Below are 20,198 nucleotides of genomic sequence, written 5' to 3'. Positions count from 1 at the left end.
TACGACGGTGCTCGTGCCGACACTGAGGCGTACTGCACAGCGGTGCCCGCCTGAACCATCGTTATATTCCCTGGGTGACTACCGAGACCGGGACCAACATCCACAGCACCGCGGGCAAGCTGGCGGACCTGGAGCGCCGGGTCGACGACGCGGTGCACGCCGGGTCGGCCCGCGCGGTCGAGAAGCAGCACGCGCGAGGCAAGAAGACCGCCCGCGAGCGGATCGAGATGCTCCTCGACGAGGGCTCCTTCGTCGAGCTCGACGGTCTGGCCCGGCACCGCTCCACGGCCTTCGGGCTGGAGAAGAACCGCCCGTACGGCGACGGCGTCGTCACCGGCTACGGCACGGTGGACGGCCGGCAGGTGTGTGTCTTCGCGCAGGACTTCACGGTCTTCGGCGGCTCGCTCGGTGAAGTCTTCGGCGAAAAGATCGTCAAGGTGATGGACCTGGCCATGAAGATCGGCTGCCCGGTGGTCGGCATCAACGACTCCGGCGGCGCGCGCATCCAGGAGGGCGTGGTCTCGCTCGGCCTCTACGGCGAGATCTTCTTCCGCAACGTGCGGGCCTCCGGCGTCATCCCGCAGATCTCGCTGGTGATGGGGCCCTGCGCCGGCGGCGCGGTCTACTCCCCGGCGGTCACCGACTTCACCGTGATGGTCGACCAGACCTCGCACATGTTCATCACCGGCCCCGACGTGATCAAGACGGTGACCGGCGAGGACGTCGGCATGGAGGAGCTGGGCGGGGCACGCACGCACAACTCCCGCAGCGGCAACGCGCACTACCTCGCGAGCGACGAGGACGACGCGGTCGACTACGTCAAGGCACTGCTGTCGTACCTGCCGTCGAACAACCTCGACGAGCCAGTGGTCTTCGAGGCCCCCGCCGACCTGGCGATCAGCGACGAGGATCGGGAGCTGGACACCCTGATCCCGGACTCGGCCAACCAGCCGTACGACATGCACAAGGTGATCGAGCACGTCCTCGACGACGGGGAGTTCCTCGAGGTCCAACCTCTCTACGCGCAGAACATCGTGGTCGGCTACGGCCGGATCGAGGGGCGGCCGGTGGGCGTGGTCGCCAACCAGCCGATGCACTTCGCCGGCACCCTAGACATCGCCGCCTCCGAGAAGGCCGCCCGGTTCGTCCGCACCTGCGACGCGTTCAACATCCCGGTGCTGACCTTCGTGGACGTGCCCGGCTTCCTGCCCGGGACCGGCCAGGAGTGGGACGGGATCATCCGCCGGGGCGCCAAGCTCATCTACGCGTACGCCGAGGCGACCGTCCCCAAGGTCACCGTGATCACGCGCAAGGCGTACGGCGGGGCGTACGACGTGATGGGTTCCAAGCACCTCGGTGCGGACCTCAACTTCGCGTGGCCGACCGCGCAGATCGCCGTGATGGGTGCCCAGGGCGCGGTGAACATCCTCTACCGCTCCGAACTGGCCGGTGCCGAGGACCCGGCGGCGGTCCGAGCCGAGAAGATCGCCGAGTACGAGGACACGCTGGCCAACCCGTACGTGGCTGCCGAGCGCGGGTACATCGACTCGGTGATCGCGCCGCACGAGACGCGCGCCCAGATCGTCCGAGGGCTACGCGTCCTGCGTACCAAGCGGGAGACCCTGCCCCCGAAGAAGCACGGCAACATCCCCCTCTGAGGGCGACCGACCCCGAGATCCGTTCAACTTCAGGGATAGTGCTGCCTCCGAACGCGGGGAGGCAGCTACATCCCTGATATTGCGCGGATCAAGAACGGTCAGCAGGCCGGGTTGGCGGCCGCGCACATCCGGCGGGCGGCGACCTCCGCCAGGCGGCGCAGGTCCAGCTCGGTGCCGGCCTGTTCCATTCTGAGCACGGTGATCAGATCACCGACCCGGACCACGGCGGTGGTGGTCGGCCGGGGCGCCGCACCGATGGGCTCGCCCGTCTTCTGGTCGACGGGCTGCGTACCGGTGTGCCGCAGCAGCGCAGCCCCGTCGCCGGCGAAACCCCGCTGGACCACCGCCCAGCGGTGCGTCGCCATTCCGGTGCCCGTCGCATCCCCCGCCTTGTACCCGCCGACGCTGACCCAGTCGGCGCACGGGGCAACCACGTCGTCCAGCGTGGCGAGTAGCTGGATGGCCGCCTCGGGTACCAGCCGGAAGAGATCCTGCGTGACCAGAGCAGTCGACTGGGTGCGGATCGGCGCAGCGCGTTTGGGCACAAACGTCTGCGAGCGAGACAGGATCGAGTTCTGCCAGCCATTCGAGCGTCCCTGGCTCGTCCGGCAAGCGCCGAGCAGTTGATCCAGCATGACCGGCTCACCCAGCCCCGACTGGCTGAGCTGCACATCGACCTGCTGCGACAGGTCGGCTGGCTGCAACAGGGCGTCGGTGGTGATCTCGTGCCGGGTCGGCGAGGCCGACGCGGCTGGCTGAGCCAGTGGCGGGGACGTTCTCGGCGCGGCGACCGCCGCGGCGGAGGCCCCGGCGAGGGCCAGCACGACGGTGGCCACCACGATTCTGCGCTGGCTGCGGCGACGGGCCCGGGAGCGAATCTCCTCCGGGCCGGGCCAGCGCACGTCCTGCAGTTCCCGCTGAATCCGTTCCACGATTGCCAGCTCGTCACGCATCAGTGGCCTCCTCCAGATCAGAGACGGCGAGCAGCCCCGCGAGCGCGGTACGCCCCCGGGAAAGGCGTGCCTTGACCGTGCCCACCGGGGCCGCGGTTTCCCGCGCCACGTCGGCGACCGGCATGCCGACCAGGTAGTACAGGGCGATGGCGACGCGTTGTTCCTCGGGCAGCCGGCGCAGTGCGGCGACCACCTCGACGGTGTCGGTGCCCGGGCCGGGCACGGTCTCGGTTGCCCCGTGCCGCAGGTACGCGCGGGCACGACTGCGCAGGCTGCGCCACCGGCTGACCGCGATCCGGCTGGCCACCACCCGCAGCCACGCCTCCGGGTCGTCGTACCCACTGACCGTCGACCAGCGCTGCCACGCCCGGACGTACGCCTCCTGCACGGCGTCCTGCGCCTCGCTCCGATCGCCGGTGAGCGCGTAGACGAACCCGAGGAGCCGTTGCCGGCTCCCCCGGTAGAACTCGTCGAACCCGTCGACGTCCGGCACCCGCTACCTCCCCGTGTCGGTCGCAGAGAACACGCACCAGGCAGGGTCGGCGGTTGCCCCGGTCAGGCGATCATCTTCTCCAGTTCGGCGAGCGGGAACGCGCCCGCCGCGATCCGCTCCCGGACCGCCCGGCGTACGGCCTGCTGAACAGCGACGTTGGCCGGCGTTGCTACGCCGTGCAGCCGGCCGAGCAACGCGATCTCCCCGTTGAGGTGGTCGACCTCGGTCGAGCCGGTGCCCCGGGCAAGGCTCTGCCAGGTGGAGCCACCGGAGCGAGCCTCCCCGTCGACTGGGCGCTGCCCGACCAAGTCGCCGCGCTCAGTCTTCTCCTCCTCCGGCGAGGTGTGCGCGATGCCGGCGGCGGCGAGTGCGGCGACACCTTCGGCGCGTACCCGTTCGGCAAGCGCCTCCGGGATGTCCCGGCCGAGCAGCGCCTGCAGACCGTTGCCGAGGTTGCTGAGCAGCTTGCCGTACTTCCAGCGCAGCACGTCCGTGCGTACCGGGGCGACGAATCCAGCGGCACTCAGATCGGCGGCGATCGCCCGGTCGGTGTCATCCGCGCCGACGGGGTACCGCCCGATGTGGAGCATCCCCGGATGCGGATAGCCGTTCGCCACCACCACGCCCGGGTCCAGGTGGGTGGCCGGCAACCAGACGCAGACCGGGTGCACGTCGGCGAAGAGCCGCAGCGCGGCCCGCTCGTTGGCCACCCCGTTCTGTGCGGTCACCAGCGGCAGACGCTCGCCCGCCGTGCCACCGCCGACCACCGGCGCGTCCACCCAGGTGGCCAGCGCACCGGCGGTGTCCTGCGACTTGACGGTGAGGATCAGCACGGTGTCCGCCGGCAGCGGCTGGTCACCGGGCCCGTCCACGGCGGCGAGCCGGGCGGTGAACTCCCCGTCGGGCTGCCGCAGGGTCAGACCCCGCGCGCGGATCGCGTCCAGATGCGCACCCCGGGCCACCAGGGTCACGTCCCGGTCGGCGTGCGCCAGCCGTACGCCGATGGTCCCGCCGACCGCACCCGCCCCGATGATCACATACCGCATGCCCCCATTCTGCCCGCCCGGGTTCGCCGCCGCCGTCGGGTTGGGGTTGGGGTTGGGGTTGGGGTTGGGGTTGGGGTTGGGGTTGGGGTTGGGGTTGGGGTTGGGTTAGACGGTCAGGCCGGCGTTGGTGAGGATTGGGCCGGCGAGCAGGAGCGCGCCTGCGACCAGGGCCGCCAGGTTGACCAGGGCGAAGACGGTCACCCAGAAGAGCGCCGGGAACGGGGTGAGCCCGCCGAGTTGGTCGGCGTCGGAGGCGGGCATCCGGCCCCGCGAGCGCAGCCGCTGCAACTCGACCACCGGCCGCACCCCGCCGAGGAGCAGGAACCACACCCCGGTGTACGCGAACGCGGCCTGGACCTGCGGGGTCGCGTACCACGAGACGGCGAACACAAGTGCGCCGGTGACCAGCAGCGACACCACGCCGAAGGCATTGCGGATCATGACCAGCATGGCGAGCAGCAGCGCCACCGCGACCCAGAGCAGCAGGGTGATCCGGTTACCGCCGAGCAGCCAGGCGCCGGCCAGACCGACCAGCGGCGGGGCGACGTACCCGGCGAGCAGGGTGAGGATCATGCCCGGCCCGGTGGGACGGCCGGCGGAGAGGGTCAGCCCGGACGTGTCCGAGTGCAGCCGGATGCCACGCAGCTTGCGACCGGTGAGCAACGCGACCAGGGCGTGCCCACCCTCGTGCGCGATCGTGATGGCGTTGCGGGCGATCCGCCACGGCAGTCGGGTGGACACCACCACCAGCGCGACCGCCGCGGTGATCAGCACAAGCAGCGGGGGCGGGTCCGGCTGCGCGCCGAACAGCGTGTCCCACAGATCGCTCAACCCGTCGATCGACATCATGGGGCGCGAGCCTACCGGCGGCGTTCCGTGTCGCTCTCGGAGCACCGGCTCGTATCCTGGGAGACTGATCGGGTAGCGAGTCGAGCGGGAGGTGAACGCGGGTGAGCGCAGCGCCCCTGGAGCCGCACATCGGCCTGTGGACCGAGGCCGACTACTTCGCCTTGGGCGAAACGTCTGACCGGATCGAACTGCTCGACGGGAGCCTGCTGGTGAGCCCTGCCCCGAGCCGACGGCACCAGCGGGTGTCGCGCCGGCTGGCGAACAGCATCGAAGCAGCGGCAGACCTCCACGGCCTGTCGGTCTACGATGCGATCAACGTCCGGCTCGGCGTTGATCGAGTCGTCATTCCGGACCTCGTTGTGACCGATGTCGATGACGACGGCACCTTCCTCGACCCCGACCGGGTGGTGCTCGTCGGCGAAATCGTCTCGCCCGGCAACGCCGCCGCCGACCGGCTGGTCAAGATGCAGCTCTACGCCATCGCGCGAATACCCTGGTACCTGCTGGTCGAGCAGGACGGCGACGGTCACTCGCTGCGGCTCCACCGGCTCGACGGTGAGCACTACGTCGAGGACCGGGTGGCCAAGGCCGGCGAGACGCTGGCCGTCGTCGAGCCGTTCCGCTGGCAACTCGACCCGGTCACCCTGGGCTGACTCGTTCCGCTCCGATCGCCGGGCGACCAACACCCGTCCATGAAGCTTTTTTCAACGCACCTTGCGATCTAGGGTACTTACCTCCAAAGATGGACGTCGATAGAGCGACGTCCTTGGAGGCACTCATGGCCCGTACTCGATCATCGCTGCGCCGCGCGCTCGCGGCCGGCCTCACCGTCCTCGCCACCGCGGCGGCGGCCCTGGTCGCGACCGCCGGACCGGCGGCCGCCGCCACCACACCCGGCATCGACGTGTCCCGCTACCAGGGCACCATCAACTGGACCAGCGTCCGCAACGCGGGCATCCAGTTCGCCTTCATCAAGGCAACCGAGGGCACCAGCTACAAGGATGCGAACTTCAACGCGAACTACGTCAACGCGTACAACGCCGGGGTGATCCGCGGGGCGTACCACTTCGCACGACCGAACATCTCCGCCGGCTCGACCCAGGCAAACTACCTGGCCTCCAACGGCGGCGCCTGGTCGGCGGACAGCCGCACCCTGCCGGCCGCGCTGGACATCGAGGCCAACCCGTACAGCGGCGGCTACTGCTACGGGCTCAGCACCACCGGGATGCGCAACTGGGTGCAGGACTTCCTCAACACGTACCGCTCCCGCACCGGTCGATACGCCGTCATCTACACCACCACGAGCTGGTGGAACCAGTGCACCGGCAGCTGGACCGGCCCGTGGGCGAACCACCCGCTCTGGCTGGCCCGCTGGGCGAGCGCGCCTGGCGCCCTTCCGGCCGGCGCTCCAGTGTGGAGCTTCTGGCAGTACACCAGCACCGGCGCCGTCTCCGGGATCAGCGGCAACGTGGACCGCAACTACTGGAACGGCGACCGTAGCCGGCTGATCGCCTTGGCCAACAACACCTGATCGGGCCGTTGGCGGCAGCGGGATCGACGGTCACCACACGGTCGACAATCGGTCCGGCTGCCGCCACACCATCGGGTACGGGTCAAGCCCGCCGTCGGCCCAGAACCGGGACCGCAGCTTCCGCACGAGCCAGAGCAGCCCGGTGGGTGAGCCGCCAGGCAGTCACCCCGAAGCCGGCAACGATCACGACGCTGAGCAGTGCGATGAGCGCCGGCATCCCCACGCTGACCAGCAGCAGGATCGCGTCGCCGAGCGCGACGAGCATCCACAGTGCCAGTCGGGGCCGAGTGTCCCTCCGTCGGTAACCCATGTCGTGCCTCCCTCCGTCGTCGAAGGTCAATTACCCAGGACGACGGAAGGTCATGCGAATCAGTTTCAGTCCTGGCGGTCGGGCACGAAACCCTTGGCGATCCGGTCGAAGTTCGGCAGGTTGGCCTGCCAGTCCTTGTCCGCGATCTCCCACCGCAGGGCGTAGCCCCGGTTACTGGCCGTCACGAACCCCCGGTTACGAACGTGGATCCGCTGCCCGTCACGGGTCTCCAGCCACTCCCAGTCGGAGCAGGTCTTCCAGAAGTTGCAGTGCACGATGCCAAGCTTCTGATAGTTCTTCACGATGTCCTTGCGACCCGGCTCGATCCGCACCCAGTTTGCGTAGGCGTCCTTCTCGGGCCTCGGCGTCCACTGCACGAGCAACTCACCCGGGCCGTTGGACTCGTCGAAGACGACAGTGTCGCGGCTGACCTCCTCGCGCACCCAACCGTCGGGGATCGGCAGGGTGAAGCCGGCCGGGTCCTTGTGCAGCTTCCAGCCCGCCGGCAGCGCGTTCGGGTCGACGGAGGGCGTGGCCGAGGGCGAAACGCTGGGGGCGCCCGTGGTGGGCGGGGGTGCCGCTGGCGCGGACGTCGGCGCGGACGCAGACGTCGCGGCAGCCCCGGTCGGGCCGACCTGCGGGCTCTTGTCGTCGCCGTCGGTGAGCATCGGCACGATCACCACGAGGCCGATCAGCAGCAGGGCCACAAGCGCCCCGATCAGCACGTTGCGTCGGGTGTTGTTCGGCTTCGTACCGTCCGACGGCGGAACCGGCGCACGACCGGCCGGACTCAACGGCGGCATGAGCGCCGTCGGCGTCGACGGCTTGCGCTGTTCCGGAGCCACCGGTGGACCGTCGACGACCGTCGGTTCGTCCTCGGCGTCCGTCGTGCCGTCACCGGTGTGCGTCGTACCGTCGCCGGTCGTGTCGCCCGCGGCCGTGACCTTCGCGGTCGGGTCGGCATCGGACGGACGGTCGATCGTCGCCGTCGGCTCGGCCGGCACCGTCGCGGTCGGCTCGGCGTCCGCACCGGATCCGACGACGGCCGTCGGCGTGGCATCGGCGGCGGGGCCCGCAGCAGCGGCAACCGAGGTCGCGGCGGCGGCCGGCGGCGGCGACACCGGCCGGTCGGCACTCTCGGCCGGTCGCGGCGCGGGGACCAGCGGCGGGCGCGGCTCGCGCGGGCCGTTCGGCCCAGGCCGGCGTACGCCATCAAGCAGTGAAATCCCGCGCGCCCGCTTGCCCCCGGCGCGGCGCAGCAACCGCTCCGCCACCTCGGCGGTGATCCGCTCGTTCGGGTCCTTCCGCAGCAGCCCGTTCAGCACGGCCTTGAGCGGACCGGCGTTCTTCGGCGGCGGAATCGGCTCGGTGGCCAACGCGGCCAGGGTGCCGATCGCCGACGGCCGGGCGTACGGCGACTTGCCCTCGACCGCCGCGTAAAGCGTCGCGCCCAGCGACCAGAGGTCGGCCTCCGGCCCGGCCGTGCCATCCCGAGCCCGCTCCGGCGAGATGTACGCGGGCGAGCCGAGCACCATGCCGGTGCGGGTCACGTTGGGGTCGCCGGGGATGGTGGCGAGACCAAAATCGGTCAGCACCACCCGGCCGTCGTCGCCGAGCAGCACATTGCCAGGCTTGACGTCGCGGTGCATGACACCCGCCTTGTGCGCGGCGCTGAGCGCACCCAGCACGCCGAGGCCGATCTCCACCGTGCGGGCCACCGACACCGGACCGTCTTCGGCGAGAGTGTCCTGCAAAGACTTCGACGCCACGTACTCCATGACGATCCACGGATCGCCGTCGGTGCGCAGCACGTCGAAGATGCGGACCACGTTGGCGTGGTTGAGCCGGGCAATGGCCCTGGCCTCGCGCAACGAGCGCTCCCGCATCTCGCGGCGCTCCTCGTCGGTGAGACCGGGCGGCGGCACCAACTCCTTGATCGCGACGTCCCGGTGCAGCACCTCGTCGCGCGCCTTCCACACCCGGCCCATGCCACCCTGGCCGAGCGGCGACAGGAGCCGGTATCGGTCAGCGACAAGTTGGGGAAGCGCACTCGACATCGGTGAGACGGTACCCGGCCCCCCCGACGCTCACACCGCCGGCACGCCACTGTGCGCTTCACGCAACTTCGCGCCGCGTACCCTGGCGTCATGTCTGCCGAAGAGCCGCTGCTCCGGGTCGTACGCGGCGTGCCGACCGCCGAGGAACTGGCCGCCCTGGTGGGGGCGATCATCGTCCGGTCCCGCCCGGCCCCCGCTCCCGCGCCGACAACCACGTCCGCCTGGGCGCGCAGCGGCCGACCGGCCAGCCCTGCCGGGTGGCGCACCGCCGGCCTGCCCCACTGACCCGACCCGCCGCCGGTTTGCCCCGCTGACCCGTTCCGCCGTAACGGGGGCTGCCAGGGGCCGCGCGGAGCCGTTACCCTCACTCAGGGAAACGGTGCCGTGACAGGTAGGGAGGATCAATGATCCCCGAAGAGAACCGGCCAGCGCCCTGGCTGCGCGGTTACAGCGGCATTGAGGCCGACATCAGCCAGCTCAGAGAGTTCGCCGACCGGCTCGCCGCCGAGGTCGAGAGCAACTACGCGCCCCACCTGTCGTACATCGCCGAAGATATGTCCGCCAAGCTGCCCAACCCGTGCGACGCCTTCATCGAGCTGGTCACGTTCCTGCACGCGCACCACGAGACGCAGCAGGCCACCGCCGACATGGTGTACGCCGTCCGCGGCGCCACCGGCCATCTGGCTGCCGCCGCCGATCAGGTCGCCACCCGATACGCCGACAGCGACGCCTTCACCGCCGCACGAGTGGTGGACGTGCGCCAGGCCCTCGCCGACCCGACGACCATGCTGCCCGGCGGCCCGACACCGATGCTGACCGACCCGACCGGCCCTGACGCCGAAAGGCCGGTGGTGCTGCCGTGATCGAACGGGGCACCGGCCGCACATCCGGCCTCACCGACTGGCAACTGATGGACGTCAACAGCATGTGGGCCTGCCTCCACGACCACGACACCACCAACCACTGGAAGCAGGTCGCCGGCTGGCGCAAGGTCTGCGATTTGGCGCAAATCCACCTCAGCCGCCTCCAGGAATACCGGCGCGGGCTCGCCGAGGCATGGCCACCAGAAACCAGCGCCGCCTCCAGCACGTACCTCGCCGAACTCGACGAACTGATCGACAAAGTGCAGCGCACCCACAACGCCGCCGCCGCGAACTACACCGCACTTTCCGCCGCCACCCAGGCCATCAGCACCACCCGCGCCACACTCCGCAAGATCCACGAGGAGTACGCGACCAAGTTCCAACAAAAGCAGGCGTACGAGTCGATGGCCGCCGACCCCAAAGCAGTGATGGGAAACCGAGTCACTGAGGCGCCTGTCACTGACGCCGAACTGGAACGGCTGAATGTGCAGGCACGGGCCGCGATGTTCAACCTCAGCAGCGAACTCCAACAAGCCCAAGCAACCCTCCAAAAACCACCACCCAGCCCGAGAGCCAATCCCGGGATCGATCAGGGCGACCCGGACGTTTACGGTCCGCATTATGCTGCTCCCATCATTCCTCCAGTAGTCCCAGTGCCAATTCGACGGTCCCCGACAATTCGACCAAGCGCCGCCGCAGGTCAGGCTCCGTCACCGACGAAGTCCGGCATCGGACCAGTGCTTGGCGGCACAGGCAATGCAACCGCCCCTAACCCCGGGCACCTCGTCCCGCCGAACAGTGCTACGCCGCTAACGCCATCCAGTTCAACACCTGGTTTCGGGGCACCGCCTCTGCCTCCTGTTATTTCTGCGCGCGGTTATACCCCAGGGACAGGGCGCACGCAGTCCCACCCGACCGACCATTCCCCCGGCGGGACCGGCACTAGGGGTAACCCCACTGCCCAACCACGTCCGATGCCGCCCAATGGGCTAATCGGTGGGACGCCTGGAATGGGGATCGGCCAATCTGGGGGCGGCGCCGGCGCGCCCCGCCGCATTAACCCGGTGGGCGGCCTAATCGGCGGTGGCGGTGCCGGAACCGGACCCACTGGCGGTGCAGGCTCTCGCCCTGGCGGCGGCCGAGGCTCAGGAGCGATGCATGGAATTCCGCCGTTCGGCAGTGGTGCCGGTATTAACGGCGGCATCAATACAAGCCCCGGTGGCATTGCCCCTGCTCGGCCAGACCTCCGGCCATCACCGGATGACGAGAAGCCTCGCTGGGACCCTGACCACCCCTGGGAGACAGACGAGGGCGTCGCTCCAGTTCTTCAACCACGGAATGAAGATGACCCCATCGATCCCGGCCCGGCCATTGGTCGCACACGTTGATCCTGCGGACTTCGAGATCGATTCTGGCAAGCCTCAGCCTCACGGCCGCCCTGCTTTCTACTCCGGGGCAAGCGCAAGCAAACCCGACTCCGTCAGGCACCAATCTTGTACGCAAGGACCAGTGGCACCTGAGCTACCTCAAAATTGCGGAAGCGCAGAAGATTAGTCGCGGCAAGGGAGTGGTCGTGGCGGTACCCGACACCGGCGTGGCACCTCACCCCGACTTGCAGAATAATCTCCTAACTGGCACCGACGTCCTCTCTGACGGGTCGGATGGTCAGCAGGACGAGAGTAGCCATGGCACCGGGATGGCCGGCCTAATCGCTGCGCATGGACAGCCGGGCAACATCGGCGCTCTCGGTATCGCTCCAGAATCCAGCATTCTACCCATTCGAACTAGTCAAACAGATCAAGATGGCAGCAGCGATAACCTTGCGGCTGGAATTGAGTATGCCGTCACCAAGGGCGCTTCGGTTGTCAGCATCTCTTCCGTGGCAGGGCCGAACACCCGGCTACAGCGCGCCGTCGAGATGGCGGTACAAGCAAATATCGTCGTTGTTGCAGGGGCAGGCAACAAGCCACGCGATCAATTTGTCAGCTTTCCCGCAGCCTACCCCGGTGTCATCGCCGTGGGCGGCGTCGACCGAAGCGGGAACTCTGCGAGCTTTTCAGTGACCGGACCGGAGATTGACGTGGTTGCACCGGCTGTCGACATTTACAGCACGAGCATCGATGGCAAGTACCGCAAAGGCACCGGAACCTCTGACGCAACGGCGATCGTGGCGGGGGCCGCGGCGTTGATTCGGTCCAAATACCCCTACCTGCCGGCGCGGGAGGTGGCGCACCGACTCACGGCAACCGCGGTCGACAAGGGCGCGCCTGGGCGCGACGACGAGTACGGCTATGGCGTGATCGATCTTGTGGCGGCGCTGACGGCGGACGTACCGCCGCTGGGGTTTGAGTCTGTGAGCGCGCCGGCCGGTGCTGGTCCGGCGACGACGGCGGGTGCTCTGCCGGGTGATGAGGGCAGCGGTGCGACCGCACGTGGCCTGGCCACCCTTGGGGTGATCTTGGCTGCCGGGGTCGGATGGGCGGTGGTGGCGCGGCGGCGTAGGCGTGGCGATGATCCGCCGCCGAGGATTAGTCGCTGATTGGCCGGCGGCCCGGCGCTCGACTCGGTTGCCTTGGTTTGACAGCGCCTGGGGCCGGTGGGATAGCCGCATTTCGGCGAAAGCGGGCCGATGGCGGTGGGGCCGGGTCGCTCGCCGGGTTGATCGACTCCATATCGGCGATATTGCGGGATCCGATCGCTCGGATAGGCCCATGTCGGCGATATGGAGTGGATCAAGGCCGCCAGAGCGTGAATCACGGCCGCCAGAGCCTGGATCAAGGCCGCCAGAGCGTGGATCACGGCCGCCAGAGCGTGGATCACGGCCGCCAGAGCCTGGATCACGGCCGCCAGAGCCTGGATCACGGCCGCCAGAGCGTGGATCACGGCCGCTCGGCATGAGCGGCGGGAGGCCGTTGCGGGGGTGGGGAGCCGGTAACGTCGGGCGGGTGTCTGAAACTCTGCCGCTCCGCCTCGTGCTCGCCTCAGCGAGCCCTGCCCGTCTCAAGTCCCTCAAGGCCGCCGGAATTGAGCCGGATGTGCTGGTCAGCGGGGTAGACGAGTCCCTAGTGGTGACCGAACGGGCCGAGGAGTTGTGCCTGGAGTTGGCTCGGCTGAAGGCGCAGGCGGTGTTGACCCGGCTCAGCCCTGGTGCCGACCAGCGGACGCTGGTGATCGGCTGCGACTCGGTGCTCGCGTTCGATGGGGAGATCCTCGGCAAGCCAGCGGACTCGGCGGATGCGACCCGGCGATGGCAGCGGATGCGGGGGCGCAGTGGCGTTCTGCACAGCGGGCACTGCCTCATCGACGTTACCGCCGGGCGACGTGCGGAGGCGGTCGCCTCGACCACTGTCCACTTCGCGGACATCAGCGATGACGAGATCGCCGCGTACGTGGCAAGTGGCGAGCCGTTGGCGGTGGCCGGCGCGTTCACCATCGACGGGCTGGGTGGGCCGTTCGTGGAGCGGATCGAGGGTGACCCGGGGACGGTGATCGGGCTGTCGATGCCGCTGCTGCGTCGGCTCCTCGCCGAGCTGGGTCTGCAGCTCACCGACCTGTGGACGAAGGTCGCGCCCGGGGGTCAATCGGTCGAGCCGCTCGGTAACGTCCGGTCATGACCAATAAATCGATCCCGCTCACCGACGAGCTGCACGCCTACCTGATCGCACACGGCTCCCCGCCGGACGAGATCATCCGGGACCTGGCCGAGGAAACGCGGTCGGTGCTGCCGGATCAGGCCACCATGCAGGTGGCCCCGGAGCAGGCCGCCTTCCTGACGTTCCTCACCCGGCTGCTCGACGTACGGCAGGCCGTTGAGGTCGGCACGTTCACCGGGCTCTCATCGCTGGCGATCGCCCGCGGCTTGCCGGAGGGTGGGCGGCTGACCTGCTTCGACATTTCCGAGGAGTTCACCGGCATCGCCCGGCGCTACTGGGCTCGGGCCGGGGTGCAGGACCGGATCGACCTGCGCATCGGCCCGGCCGGCGACAGGCTGCGGGAGCTGCCGCACGAGCGTCACCTGGACTTCGCGTTCATCGATGCGGACAAGACGGGATACCCGGTCTACTGGGCGGAGCTGGTGCCCCGGATGCGGCCGGGCGGCGTGATCGCCGTCGACAACGTGCTGCGCGGCGGCCGGGTGATCGCCCCGCAGGACGCCAACGACCGGGCTATCGCCGCTTTCAACGACGAGGTCATCGCCGACGTCCGGGTGGAGCCGGTGATGCTGCCGATCTCGGACGGTCTGACGCTCGCCCGGGTGCGCTGAGCACCGGGAAGCACGCCCAGACGCGGACGTCGGGGTGTCCTCACAAGACGGACACCCCGACGTCCAGGAGCGTGAACTAGCGGACGCTGCGGGCGAACTGCCGGGCGGCCCAGTAGACCCCCAGGGCGGCGAGGACCGCGGTGATGGTCAGGCCCTGCCAGACCTTGTCGCTGCCCAGGTCACCGGCGAACAGCGCCCGGGTGCCGTCGACCGCCCAGGAGAACGGGTTCCAGTCGGCGATGCCCCGCAACCAGCCGGGTGCGAAGGTCAGCGGCAGCAGGATGCCGGAGAGCAGCAGCACCGGCTGCGCCACGGTGTTCATCAGGGGGGCCAGCGCGTCCTCGCTCTTGACCTTGAGCGCGACGCCGTAGGAGACGGCCGAGGTCATGAGGGCGATCAGGGCGAGCATCAGGTACGCCAGTAGCAGGTCACCGATGAACACCCGCAGGTCGAACAGGAGCGCCAGCAGGGTGATGATGACCGCCTGCACGATGAGCGAGACCACGTCGCGCAGTGAGCGGCCGAGTAGCAGGGCGAGGCGGCTGATCGGGGTGACCCGGGAGCGTTCGATGACGCCGGCGCGCAGCTCGGCGATCAGGCCGAAGCCCTGGAACAGGCCACCGAAGATCGCGAGCAACACCAGCAGACCGGGTACGAAGATCTTGTAGGCGGCGGCCTGGGTGGGCGCGTTCAGTGCGGGCTTGAGCAGTGGGGCGAACAGCAGCAGGTACATGACCGGCTGGAACACGCCGACGAAGACCCAGACCGGGTTGCGCAGCAGGAGATGGGTTTGGCGCTGGAAGATCAGCCAGGTGTCACGGGCGAATTTCATGAGTCGTCTCCGGTGGTCAGGACTCGCGCAGCGAGCGGCCGGTCTTGGTGAGGAAGACGTCGTCCAGGCTGGGTCGGTGCAGCTCGATCGAGCGCAGCTCCAGCCCAGCGTGGTCGAGCCTGCGCAGCACCTGCGGGATGGCGGTGGCGCCGTCGTCGACGTAGAGGCGCAGGCCGCCCTCATCGGCGGTCTCCAGCTTGTTGACGTACGGCTCGCCGTCGAGCGCCTTGGTGGCCTGCTCGGTGGCGGTCGGGTCGAGGCCGACCAGCACCACGTCGCCGGAGATCTCCCGTTTGAGCTCGGCCGGCGTGCCCTCGGCCACCAACTCGCCGTTGTCCATGATCGCGATCCGGTCGCAGAGCGCGTCGGCCTCGTCCAGGTAGTGCGTGGTGATGAAGACGGTCATCCCGTCGGCGCGTAGCCGCCGGATCTCGTCCCACATGTGGGCGCGGCTCTGCGGGTCGAGGCCGGTGGTCGGCTCGTCCAGGAAGACGATCTTCGGCTCGTGGATGATGCCGAGCGCGATCTCGACCCGCCGGCGCTGACCGCCGGAGTAGGTCTTGCACTTGCGGTCGGCGTACTCGGTGAGCTGGAAGGCGTCCAGGGCACGGGTGGCGCGGCGCTGCGCGTCGGCCTTGCCGATGCCGTACATCCGCGCGTGCAGCACCAGCTCTTCACGGGCGGTGGACTCGTCCCAGGTGCTGCCGCCCTGCGGGACGTAGCCGATGCGGCGGCGCACCTCGGCCGGGTCCTTGCGCAGGTCGGCGCCCGCGATGGTGGCCTCGCCACCGTCTGGCTCGATCAGCGTGGCGAGCATCCGCAGCGTGGTGGTCTTGCCGGCGCCGTTCGGGCCGAGGAAGCCGAAGATCTCACCCTTGGCAACCTCCAGGTTGACGCCCCGCACGGCGTCCACCGTCTTCGTCTCTCGACCCGCGCGGGAGCGGAACGACTTTCGTAGCCCCCTGGTCTCGATCATCTCTGCTCCTGGTCGGTCGGGCCGGTCGGGCCGGCCTTCGAGTGGGACGACGCCGGACGACGCACTCCCCCGCTGTGCCGAGAGCAGGCTAACGCGATATAACTTTTTTAGTCAACGTTGATTATTTCGCGTTGGCTGCGGTCGGCGGCTCCCTGCGCTCCCTCCAGCCCGACCAACCCTCCTCGTTCTCCAGCTCAGCAGGCAGGTACGACACTCCGGAGTCGATCCGTTCCGCGATCCGTTCACACCACCCCACCTCCGCCTCCGCCCGCACCGCCCACAGCTCGAACATCCAGCCCACGTGCACTGGCTTCCGGTTACGCACCCAGTCCGACTCGATCGAGGCGCGCATCGACTCGACGCCGGCGCGCAGCAGATTGGCCCGGTTGCGCAGGGCCGCAGCGGCCTCGGCGCGCGGCATGGCCGGCAGGAAGGAGAAGGCCGCAGTGAAGGGGTCGGTTGGCTCGCTGAGGTTCCACCAGAGGTTGCGCAGCAGCGTCTCGAACTCGTCGTCCCCCTTGGCGGTCACCTCGTACGTGGTCCGGGCCGGACGGGCGCCGACCTGCTCGGTCGCGACGGCGCGGAGCAGGCCTTCCTCGGTGAGTTTGCGCAGGGCGTGGTAGATCGAGCCGGGCTGCACGTTCGCCCACTTGTCGGCGCTCCAGCTCAACAGCTCGCGGCGCACGTCGTAGCCGTGCACGGGCTGCATCCACCGCACCAGACCGAGGATCATCATTCGAGTCGCAGACACCCGATAAGCGTAATAGCCAAGTTTGACTAGAGCGTTTCGGCTCAGTGCGGCATCCCACACTGAGCGATCGTTAGGGCCAGGTGGGCGGCCGATACACTCCCCGTCAGTAACCTGCCCGGGAGGAGCCACGAAGGTGCGCAAGGTACTCATCGCCAACCGCGGCGAGATCGCCGTCCGGGTGATCCGTGCGTGCCGCGACGCCGGCTTGGGCAGCGTCGCCGTGTACGCGGACTCCGACCGTGAGGCCCTGCACGCCACCCTCGCGGACGAGGCGTACGCGCTCGGCGGGGACAGCGCGACCGACACGTACCTGCGCATCGACAAGCTGCTCGACGTGGCCGCCCGGGCCGGCGCCGATGCCGTGCACCCCGGTTACGGCTTCCTGTCCGAGAACGCCGACTTCGCCCAGGCCGTCATCGACGCCGGGCTGACCTGGATCGGTCCCACCCCGCAGGCGATCCGTGACCTGGGCGACAAGGTCACCGCCCGACACATCGCCCAGCGCGCTGGCGCCCCGCTGGTCCCCGGCACTCCGGACCCGGTGGCCAGCCCGGACGAGGTGATGGCGTTCGCCGTCGACCACGGCCTGCCGGTCGCCATCAAGGCCGCCTTCGGCGGGGGCGGGCGCGGCCTCAAGGTCGCCCGGACCATGGATGAGATTCCCCAGCTCTTCGAATCGGCCACGCGCGAGGCGGTCGCGGCGTTCGGTCGGGGCGAGTGCTTCGTCGAGCGTTACCTGGACCAGCCCCGGCACGTCGAGGCGCAGGTCCTCGCCGACCAGCACGGCAACGTGATCGTGGTGGGCACCCGCGACTGCTCGCTGCAGCGTCGGCACCAGAAGCTCGTGGAGGAGGCGCCCGCGCCATTCCTCACCGACGCCCAGCGGGCACAGATCCACGACAGCGCCAAGGCCATCTGCCGCGAGGCCGGCTACCACGGCGCCGGGACGGTCGAATACCTGGTCGGCGTGGACGGCACCATCTCCTTCCTGGAAGTCAACACCCGACTCCAGGTCGAGCACCCGGTCACCGAGGAGACCGCCGGCATCGACCTGGTGCGCGAGCAGTTCCGGATCGCCGACGGTGACAAGCTGCGGATCACCGAGGACCCGACGCCGCGCGGACACTCGATCGAGTTCCGGATCAACGGCGAGGACCCGGGCCGCAACTTCCTGCCCGCCCCCGGCACGGTCACGGCGCTGCGACTGCCCACCGGCCCGGGTGTGCGGGTCGACACCGGCATCTCGGCCGGCGACGTGATCGGCGGCAACTTCGACTCGCTGCTGGCCAAGGTGATCATCACTGGTGAGACGCGCACCGAGGCATTGGAGCGCGCCCGCCGGGCGCTGGACGAGATGGTCCTCGACGGCATGGCAACCGCGCTGCCGTTCCACCGCCTGGTCGTGCGGGACGAGGCGTTCACCGCCGAGCCGTTCACCGTGCACACCCGGTGGATCGAGACGGAGTTCCACAACACCGTCCCGCCGTTCGCCGCCGCCGTCGGCGCCGCCGAGGCGCCGGCAGAGCGCGAGACCGTCGTGGTCGAGGTGGGTGGCAAGCGCCTCGAGGTCAGCCTCCCCGCCGGCTTGGCCGGGAGTACGACCACCGCAGCACCCGCCACCCGTAAGCCGGCCCGGCGCGGCGGCGGAGCCAAGGCGGGCGCCCCGGTCAGCGGCGACGCGCTCGCCTCACCCATGCAGGGCACCATCGTCAAGATCGCGGTGGCGGACGGTGACACCGTGGCCGAGGGCGACCTGGTGGTGGTGTTGGAGGCGATGAAGATGGAGCAGCCGCTGCACGCCCACAAGGCGGGCACGGTCAGCGGGCTCACCGCCGAGGTCGGCGCCGTGATCACCGCCGGTGCCCCCATCTGCACCATCGCCTGAGCTGTCCGCGAAGGCCTGCCCGCGGGCAGGCCTTCGCGACCGGCCAGCCGGCGGGCAATCGGCGCGGCCGGTGCGGCCGGCGGGCAGCCAGTGCGACCGACCAGCCGGCGCGGCCGGTCAGCGGTCAGCGCAGGTTCTCGGCGGCAACCGCTCGGACGGCGGCGGTCAGGGCATTCAGCACATCCGACTCCAGCCGCCAGTGCTGCCAGTAGAGCGGGACGTCCAGGTGTCGGCCCGGCGCGAGGTTGACACAGCGACCGGCGGCGAGGTCGGCCTGGGCGATCTGTTCCGGCACCAGACTCCAGCCCAACCCGAGCCGGATCACCGCACTGATGGCCGGCACCGACGGCACGTAGTGCACCGGCGGGTCGAACGGCCGACCCGCCACCGCCTCGATGAAGCGGTGTTGCACGCGATCCTTCCGGTCGAAGACGACCAGCGGCGCGTCCGCCAGCGCGGAAGCGGTGAACCCTCCGACGAAGTGGGACGCCGCGAATTCCGGCGTGGCCAGCGCGAGGTAGCGCATGGCTCCGAGCGGCAGCACCCGGCAGCCCTGCACGGCCTCGCGCTGGGCGGTGACCGCCGCCGTCACCGAACCGTCACGGAGCAGTTCGGCGGTGTGGTCCTGATCGTCCTGCCGCAGGTCGAACGAGAGCCCGGCCCGCTGCGGCAACCGGGCCAGCGCGGCGGGAAACCAGGCGGCCAGTGAGTCCGCGTTGACCACCACGGCGACCCGGACGCGACCGCCGCCGGCCAGCGGGCCGCGAGCATCGGCAAGTGCCTCCCGTTCGAGAAGCGTGAGCTGGCCGGCCAGGCGCAGGAGCGGGCGGCCGGCGTCGGTTGCCACGCACGGTCGGGCGCGGCGGACCAGCACCTGGCCCACGGTCTCCTCCAGCGCCTTGATCCGTTGGCTCACCGCCGACGGGGTGACGTGCAGCAGCCGGGCCGCCGCGTCGAAGCTGCCCTCCGCCACCACCGCAGCGAGCGTCCGCAGTTGCGCCGAATCGAGACCATCCATCAGCAGAGCTTAAGTTGCGTCAAAATCTTTAGTTGGACTGGTGGCTGTCGACAGCTCTAGCGTCGATCCGTGCTCACCTCCGCCGTCGCCGGCTTCTCGATCTCCATCGCGCTCATCGTCGCCATCGGCGCTCAGAACGCCTTCGTCCTACGCCAGGGTCTGCGTCGCGAGCACGTCGTACCCGTGGTGCTCACCTGCGCCGCGTCGGACGCTCTGCTGATCATGGCGGGCGTGGCCGGGGTCGGTTCACTGGTGACGGGCCGACCGGGCCTCCTGACGGCGATCCGCTGGGGCGGCGCGGCGTTCCTCCTCTGCTACGCGGCGCTCGCCGCCCGCCGCGCCCTACGTCCTGGCGCCCTGCTGCCCACCGAGCGGCCGCCGGCCACGTTGGGGGCGACCCTGCTCGCCTGCGCCGCCTTCACCTACCTGAACCCCCACGTCTACCTGGACACCGTGCTGCTCCTCGGCGGCGTGGCCCAACAGCACCCGCACCGGTGGGTCTTCGGCGCCGGGGCCACCCTGGCCAGCGTGGTCTGGTTCACCGCGCTCGGCGTCGGTGCGCAGCGCCTGGCGCCGCTGCTCGCCCGTGCCGTCGCCTGGCGGGTGCTGGACGCGATCATCGCCGTCGTGATGGCAGGGCTCGCCGCGGCGCTCCTGTTGGGCTGACCGATTCTGACGGCGGGCACCGACGACGCCACCCCGGACCAGGCCA

21 protein-coding genes are annotated in these 20,198 nt (G+C 69.7%); 11 read left to right on the top strand and 10 right to left on the bottom strand.

The genetic code is table 11. The features are described from left to right. Positions 1 to 74: 74 nt before the first annotated feature. Positions 75 to 1,658 (top strand): acyl-CoA carboxylase subunit beta, encoded by a 1,584-nt coding sequence (locus ACLQ28_RS08810; protein WP_425685687.1) that lies wholly within the window; start codon positions 75 to 77, stop codon positions 1,656 to 1,658. Positions 1,659 to 1,756: 98 nt separating this feature from the next. On the opposite strand, the gene ACLQ28_RS08805 is transcribed toward ACLQ28_RS08810, so the two are convergent. The 4 genes from ACLQ28_RS08805 to ACLQ28_RS08790 form a co-directional block, all read right to left on the bottom strand. Then, positions 1,757 to 2,611, bottom strand: coding sequence for a hypothetical protein (locus tag ACLQ28_RS08805; protein ID WP_425685686.1), 855 nt, complete (start codon positions 2,609 to 2,611; stop codon positions 1,757 to 1,759). Next, positions 2,604 to 3,104: a SigE family RNA polymerase sigma factor gene (locus tag ACLQ28_RS08800; RefSeq protein ID WP_425685685.1), complete on the bottom strand. Its 501-nt coding sequence runs from the start codon at positions 3,102 to 3,104 to the stop codon at positions 2,604 to 2,606. The genes ACLQ28_RS08805 and ACLQ28_RS08800 overlap by 8 nt, the downstream gene beginning before the upstream one ends. Before the next feature lie 62 nt (positions 3,105 to 3,166). Further along, on the bottom strand, positions 3,167 to 4,150 hold the full coding sequence (locus ACLQ28_RS08795; protein ID WP_425685684.1) for a ketopantoate reductase family protein: 984 nt from the start codon (positions 4,148 to 4,150) through the stop codon (positions 3,167 to 3,169). 105 nt (positions 4,151 to 4,255) lie between these two features. After that, the gene (locus ACLQ28_RS08790) at positions 4,256 to 4,999 is read right to left on the bottom strand and encodes a M50 family metallopeptidase (protein WP_425685683.1); all 744 of its coding nucleotides are present in this window, start codon (positions 4,997 to 4,999) and stop codon (positions 4,256 to 4,258) included. Positions 5,000 to 5,100: 101 nt separating this feature from the next. Here ACLQ28_RS08790 and ACLQ28_RS08785 point away from each other — a divergent pair, with 101 nt between their 5' ends. Beyond that, positions 5,101 to 5,652 (top strand): Uma2 family endonuclease, encoded by a 552-nt coding sequence (locus ACLQ28_RS08785; protein ID WP_425685682.1) that lies wholly within the window; start codon positions 5,101 to 5,103, stop codon positions 5,650 to 5,652. 125 nt (positions 5,653 to 5,777) lie between these two features. Beyond that, positions 5,778 to 6,530 carry a GH25 family lysozyme gene (locus ACLQ28_RS08780; RefSeq protein ID WP_425685826.1) on the top strand — a complete coding sequence of 251 codons (753 nt, stop codon included), beginning with the start codon at positions 5,778 to 5,780 and terminating at the stop codon, positions 6,528 to 6,530. Between the two features lie 82 nt (positions 6,531 to 6,612). On the opposite strand, the gene ACLQ28_RS08775 is transcribed toward ACLQ28_RS08780, so the two are convergent. Both ACLQ28_RS08775 and ACLQ28_RS08770 read right to left on the bottom strand, forming a co-directional pair. Continuing rightward, the gene (locus tag ACLQ28_RS08775; protein WP_425685681.1) at positions 6,613 to 6,840 is read right to left on the bottom strand and encodes a hypothetical protein; all 228 of its coding nucleotides are present in this window, start codon (positions 6,838 to 6,840) and stop codon (positions 6,613 to 6,615) included. A gap of 65 nt (positions 6,841 to 6,905) precedes the next feature. Continuing rightward, on the bottom strand, positions 6,906 to 8,897 hold the full coding sequence (locus ACLQ28_RS08770; RefSeq protein WP_425685680.1) for a protein kinase domain-containing protein: 1,992 nt from the start codon (positions 8,895 to 8,897) through the stop codon (positions 6,906 to 6,908). Positions 8,898 to 8,987: 90 nt separating this feature from the next. Between ACLQ28_RS08770 and ACLQ28_RS08765 the strand changes: the two genes are divergently transcribed. The 6 genes from ACLQ28_RS08765 to ACLQ28_RS08740 all read left to right on the top strand — a co-directional run bounded on the left by ACLQ28_RS08765 (position 8,988) and on the right by ACLQ28_RS08740 (position 14,024). Further along, positions 8,988 to 9,182, top strand: a complete 195-nt coding sequence (locus ACLQ28_RS08765) for an acyl-CoA carboxylase epsilon subunit (protein ID WP_425685679.1) — start codon at positions 8,988 to 8,990, stop codon at positions 9,180 to 9,182. Between the two features lie 119 nt (positions 9,183 to 9,301). Then, a complete protein-coding gene (locus ACLQ28_RS08760; RefSeq protein ID WP_425685678.1) occupies positions 9,302 to 9,760 on the top strand; it encodes a hypothetical protein in 459 nt (152 codons plus the stop codon). After that, positions 9,757 to 11,148, top strand: a complete 1,392-nt coding sequence (locus tag ACLQ28_RS08755) for a hypothetical protein (protein WP_425685677.1) — start codon at positions 9,757 to 9,759, stop codon at positions 11,146 to 11,148. The genes ACLQ28_RS08760 and ACLQ28_RS08755 overlap by 4 nt, the downstream gene beginning before the upstream one ends. A 23-nt stretch (positions 11,149 to 11,171) precedes the next feature. After that, complete coding sequence (gene mycP, locus ACLQ28_RS08750) at positions 11,172 to 12,299, top strand: type VII secretion-associated serine protease mycosin (protein ID WP_425685825.1); 1,128 nt, start codon at positions 11,172 to 11,174, stop codon at positions 12,297 to 12,299. Between the two features lie 406 nt (positions 12,300 to 12,705). Beyond that, a complete protein-coding gene (locus ACLQ28_RS08745; RefSeq protein ID WP_425685676.1) occupies positions 12,706 to 13,374 on the top strand; it encodes a Maf family protein in 669 nt (222 codons plus the stop codon). Beyond that, complete coding sequence (locus tag ACLQ28_RS08740) at positions 13,371 to 14,024, top strand: O-methyltransferase (protein WP_425685675.1); 654 nt, start codon at positions 13,371 to 13,373, stop codon at positions 14,022 to 14,024. The genes ACLQ28_RS08745 and ACLQ28_RS08740 overlap by 4 nt, the downstream gene beginning before the upstream one ends. Positions 14,025 to 14,100: 76 nt before the next feature. Here ACLQ28_RS08740 and ACLQ28_RS08735 read toward each other — a convergent pair whose 3' ends face one another. The 3 genes from ACLQ28_RS08735 to ACLQ28_RS08725 all read right to left on the bottom strand — a co-directional run bounded on the left by ACLQ28_RS08735 (position 14,101) and on the right by ACLQ28_RS08725 (position 16,568). After that, positions 14,101 to 14,856, bottom strand: a complete 756-nt coding sequence (locus tag ACLQ28_RS08735; protein ID WP_425685674.1) for an ABC transporter permease — start codon at positions 14,854 to 14,856, stop codon at positions 14,101 to 14,103. 16 nt (positions 14,857 to 14,872) lie between these two features. Beyond that, positions 14,873 to 15,832, bottom strand: a complete 960-nt coding sequence (locus ACLQ28_RS08730) for an ATP-binding cassette domain-containing protein (protein ID WP_425685673.1) — start codon at positions 15,830 to 15,832, stop codon at positions 14,873 to 14,875. A 121-nt stretch (positions 15,833 to 15,953) separates the two neighbouring features. Continuing rightward, a complete protein-coding gene (locus ACLQ28_RS08725) occupies positions 15,954 to 16,568 on the bottom strand; it encodes a PadR family transcriptional regulator (protein ID WP_425685824.1) in 615 nt (204 codons plus the stop codon). A 148-nt stretch (positions 16,569 to 16,716) separates the two neighbouring features. Between ACLQ28_RS08725 and ACLQ28_RS08720 the strand changes: the two genes are divergently transcribed. Continuing rightward, the gene (locus ACLQ28_RS08720) at positions 16,717 to 18,468 is read left to right on the top strand and encodes an acetyl/propionyl/methylcrotonyl-CoA carboxylase subunit alpha (RefSeq protein ID WP_425685672.1); all 1,752 of its coding nucleotides are present in this window, start codon (positions 16,717 to 16,719) and stop codon (positions 18,466 to 18,468) included. 124 nt (positions 18,469 to 18,592) lie between these two features. Here ACLQ28_RS08720 and ACLQ28_RS08715 read toward each other — a convergent pair whose 3' ends face one another. Further along, positions 18,593 to 19,486 (bottom strand): LysR family transcriptional regulator ArgP, encoded by an 894-nt coding sequence (locus tag ACLQ28_RS08715; RefSeq protein ID WP_425685671.1) that lies wholly within the window; start codon positions 19,484 to 19,486, stop codon positions 18,593 to 18,595. A gap of 69 nt (positions 19,487 to 19,555) precedes the next feature. On the opposite strand from ACLQ28_RS08715, the gene ACLQ28_RS08710 reads away from it, so the two are divergent. Beyond that, entirely contained in the window at positions 19,556 to 20,152 is a 597-nt protein-coding gene (locus ACLQ28_RS08710; protein ID WP_425685670.1) for a LysE/ArgO family amino acid transporter, read from the top strand. Positions 20,153 to 20,198: the final 46 nt, after the last annotated feature.

Source organism: Micromonospora sp. DT201 (genome assembly GCF_049841575.1).
Lineage (GTDB): Bacteria > Actinomycetota > Actinomycetes > Mycobacteriales > Micromonosporaceae > Micromonospora.
Note: the sequence above shows the minus strand (reverse complement) of the source record. Positions and strands in the feature narration are given on the sequence as shown.

Coding starts and splice junctions, on each gene's coding strand:
- ACLQ28_RS08760 (WP_425685678.1), top strand. CDS start 9,302: ATGATCCCCGAAGAGAACCGGCCAGCGCCCTGGCTGCGCGGTTACAGC.
- ACLQ28_RS08780 (WP_425685826.1), top strand. CDS start 5,778: ATGGCCCGTACTCGATCATCGCTGCGCCGCGCGCTCGCGGCCGGCCTC.
- ACLQ28_RS08770 (WP_425685680.1), bottom strand. CDS start 8,897: ATGTCGAGTGCGCTTCCCCAACTTGTCGCTGACCGATACCGGCTCCTG.
- ACLQ28_RS08740 (WP_425685675.1), top strand. CDS start 13,371: ATGACCAATAAATCGATCCCGCTCACCGACGAGCTGCACGCCTACCTG.
- ACLQ28_RS08735 (WP_425685674.1), bottom strand. CDS start 14,856: ATGAAATTCGCCCGTGACACCTGGCTGATCTTCCAGCGCCAAACCCAT.
- ACLQ28_RS08795 (WP_425685684.1), bottom strand. CDS start 4,150: ATGCGGTATGTGATCATCGGGGCGGGTGCGGTCGGCGGGACCATCGGC.
- ACLQ28_RS08790 (WP_425685683.1), bottom strand. CDS start 4,999: ATGATGTCGATCGACGGGTTGAGCGATCTGTGGGACACGCTGTTCGGC.
- ACLQ28_RS08725 (WP_425685824.1), bottom strand. CDS start 16,568: ATGATGATCCTCGGTCTGGTGCGGTGGATGCAGCCCGTGCACGGCTAC.
- ACLQ28_RS08805 (WP_425685686.1), bottom strand. CDS start 2,611: ATGCGTGACGAGCTGGCAATCGTGGAACGGATTCAGCGGGAACTGCAG.
- ACLQ28_RS08730 (WP_425685673.1), bottom strand. CDS start 15,832: ATGATCGAGACCAGGGGGCTACGAAAGTCGTTCCGCTCCCGCGCGGGT.
- ACLQ28_RS08775 (WP_425685681.1), bottom strand. CDS start 6,840: ATGGGTTACCGACGGAGGGACACTCGGCCCCGACTGGCACTGTGGATG.
- ACLQ28_RS08715 (WP_425685671.1), bottom strand. CDS start 19,486: ATGGATGGTCTCGATTCGGCGCAACTGCGGACGCTCGCTGCGGTGGTG.
- ACLQ28_RS08765 (WP_425685679.1), top strand. CDS start 8,988: ATGTCTGCCGAAGAGCCGCTGCTCCGGGTCGTACGCGGCGTGCCGACC.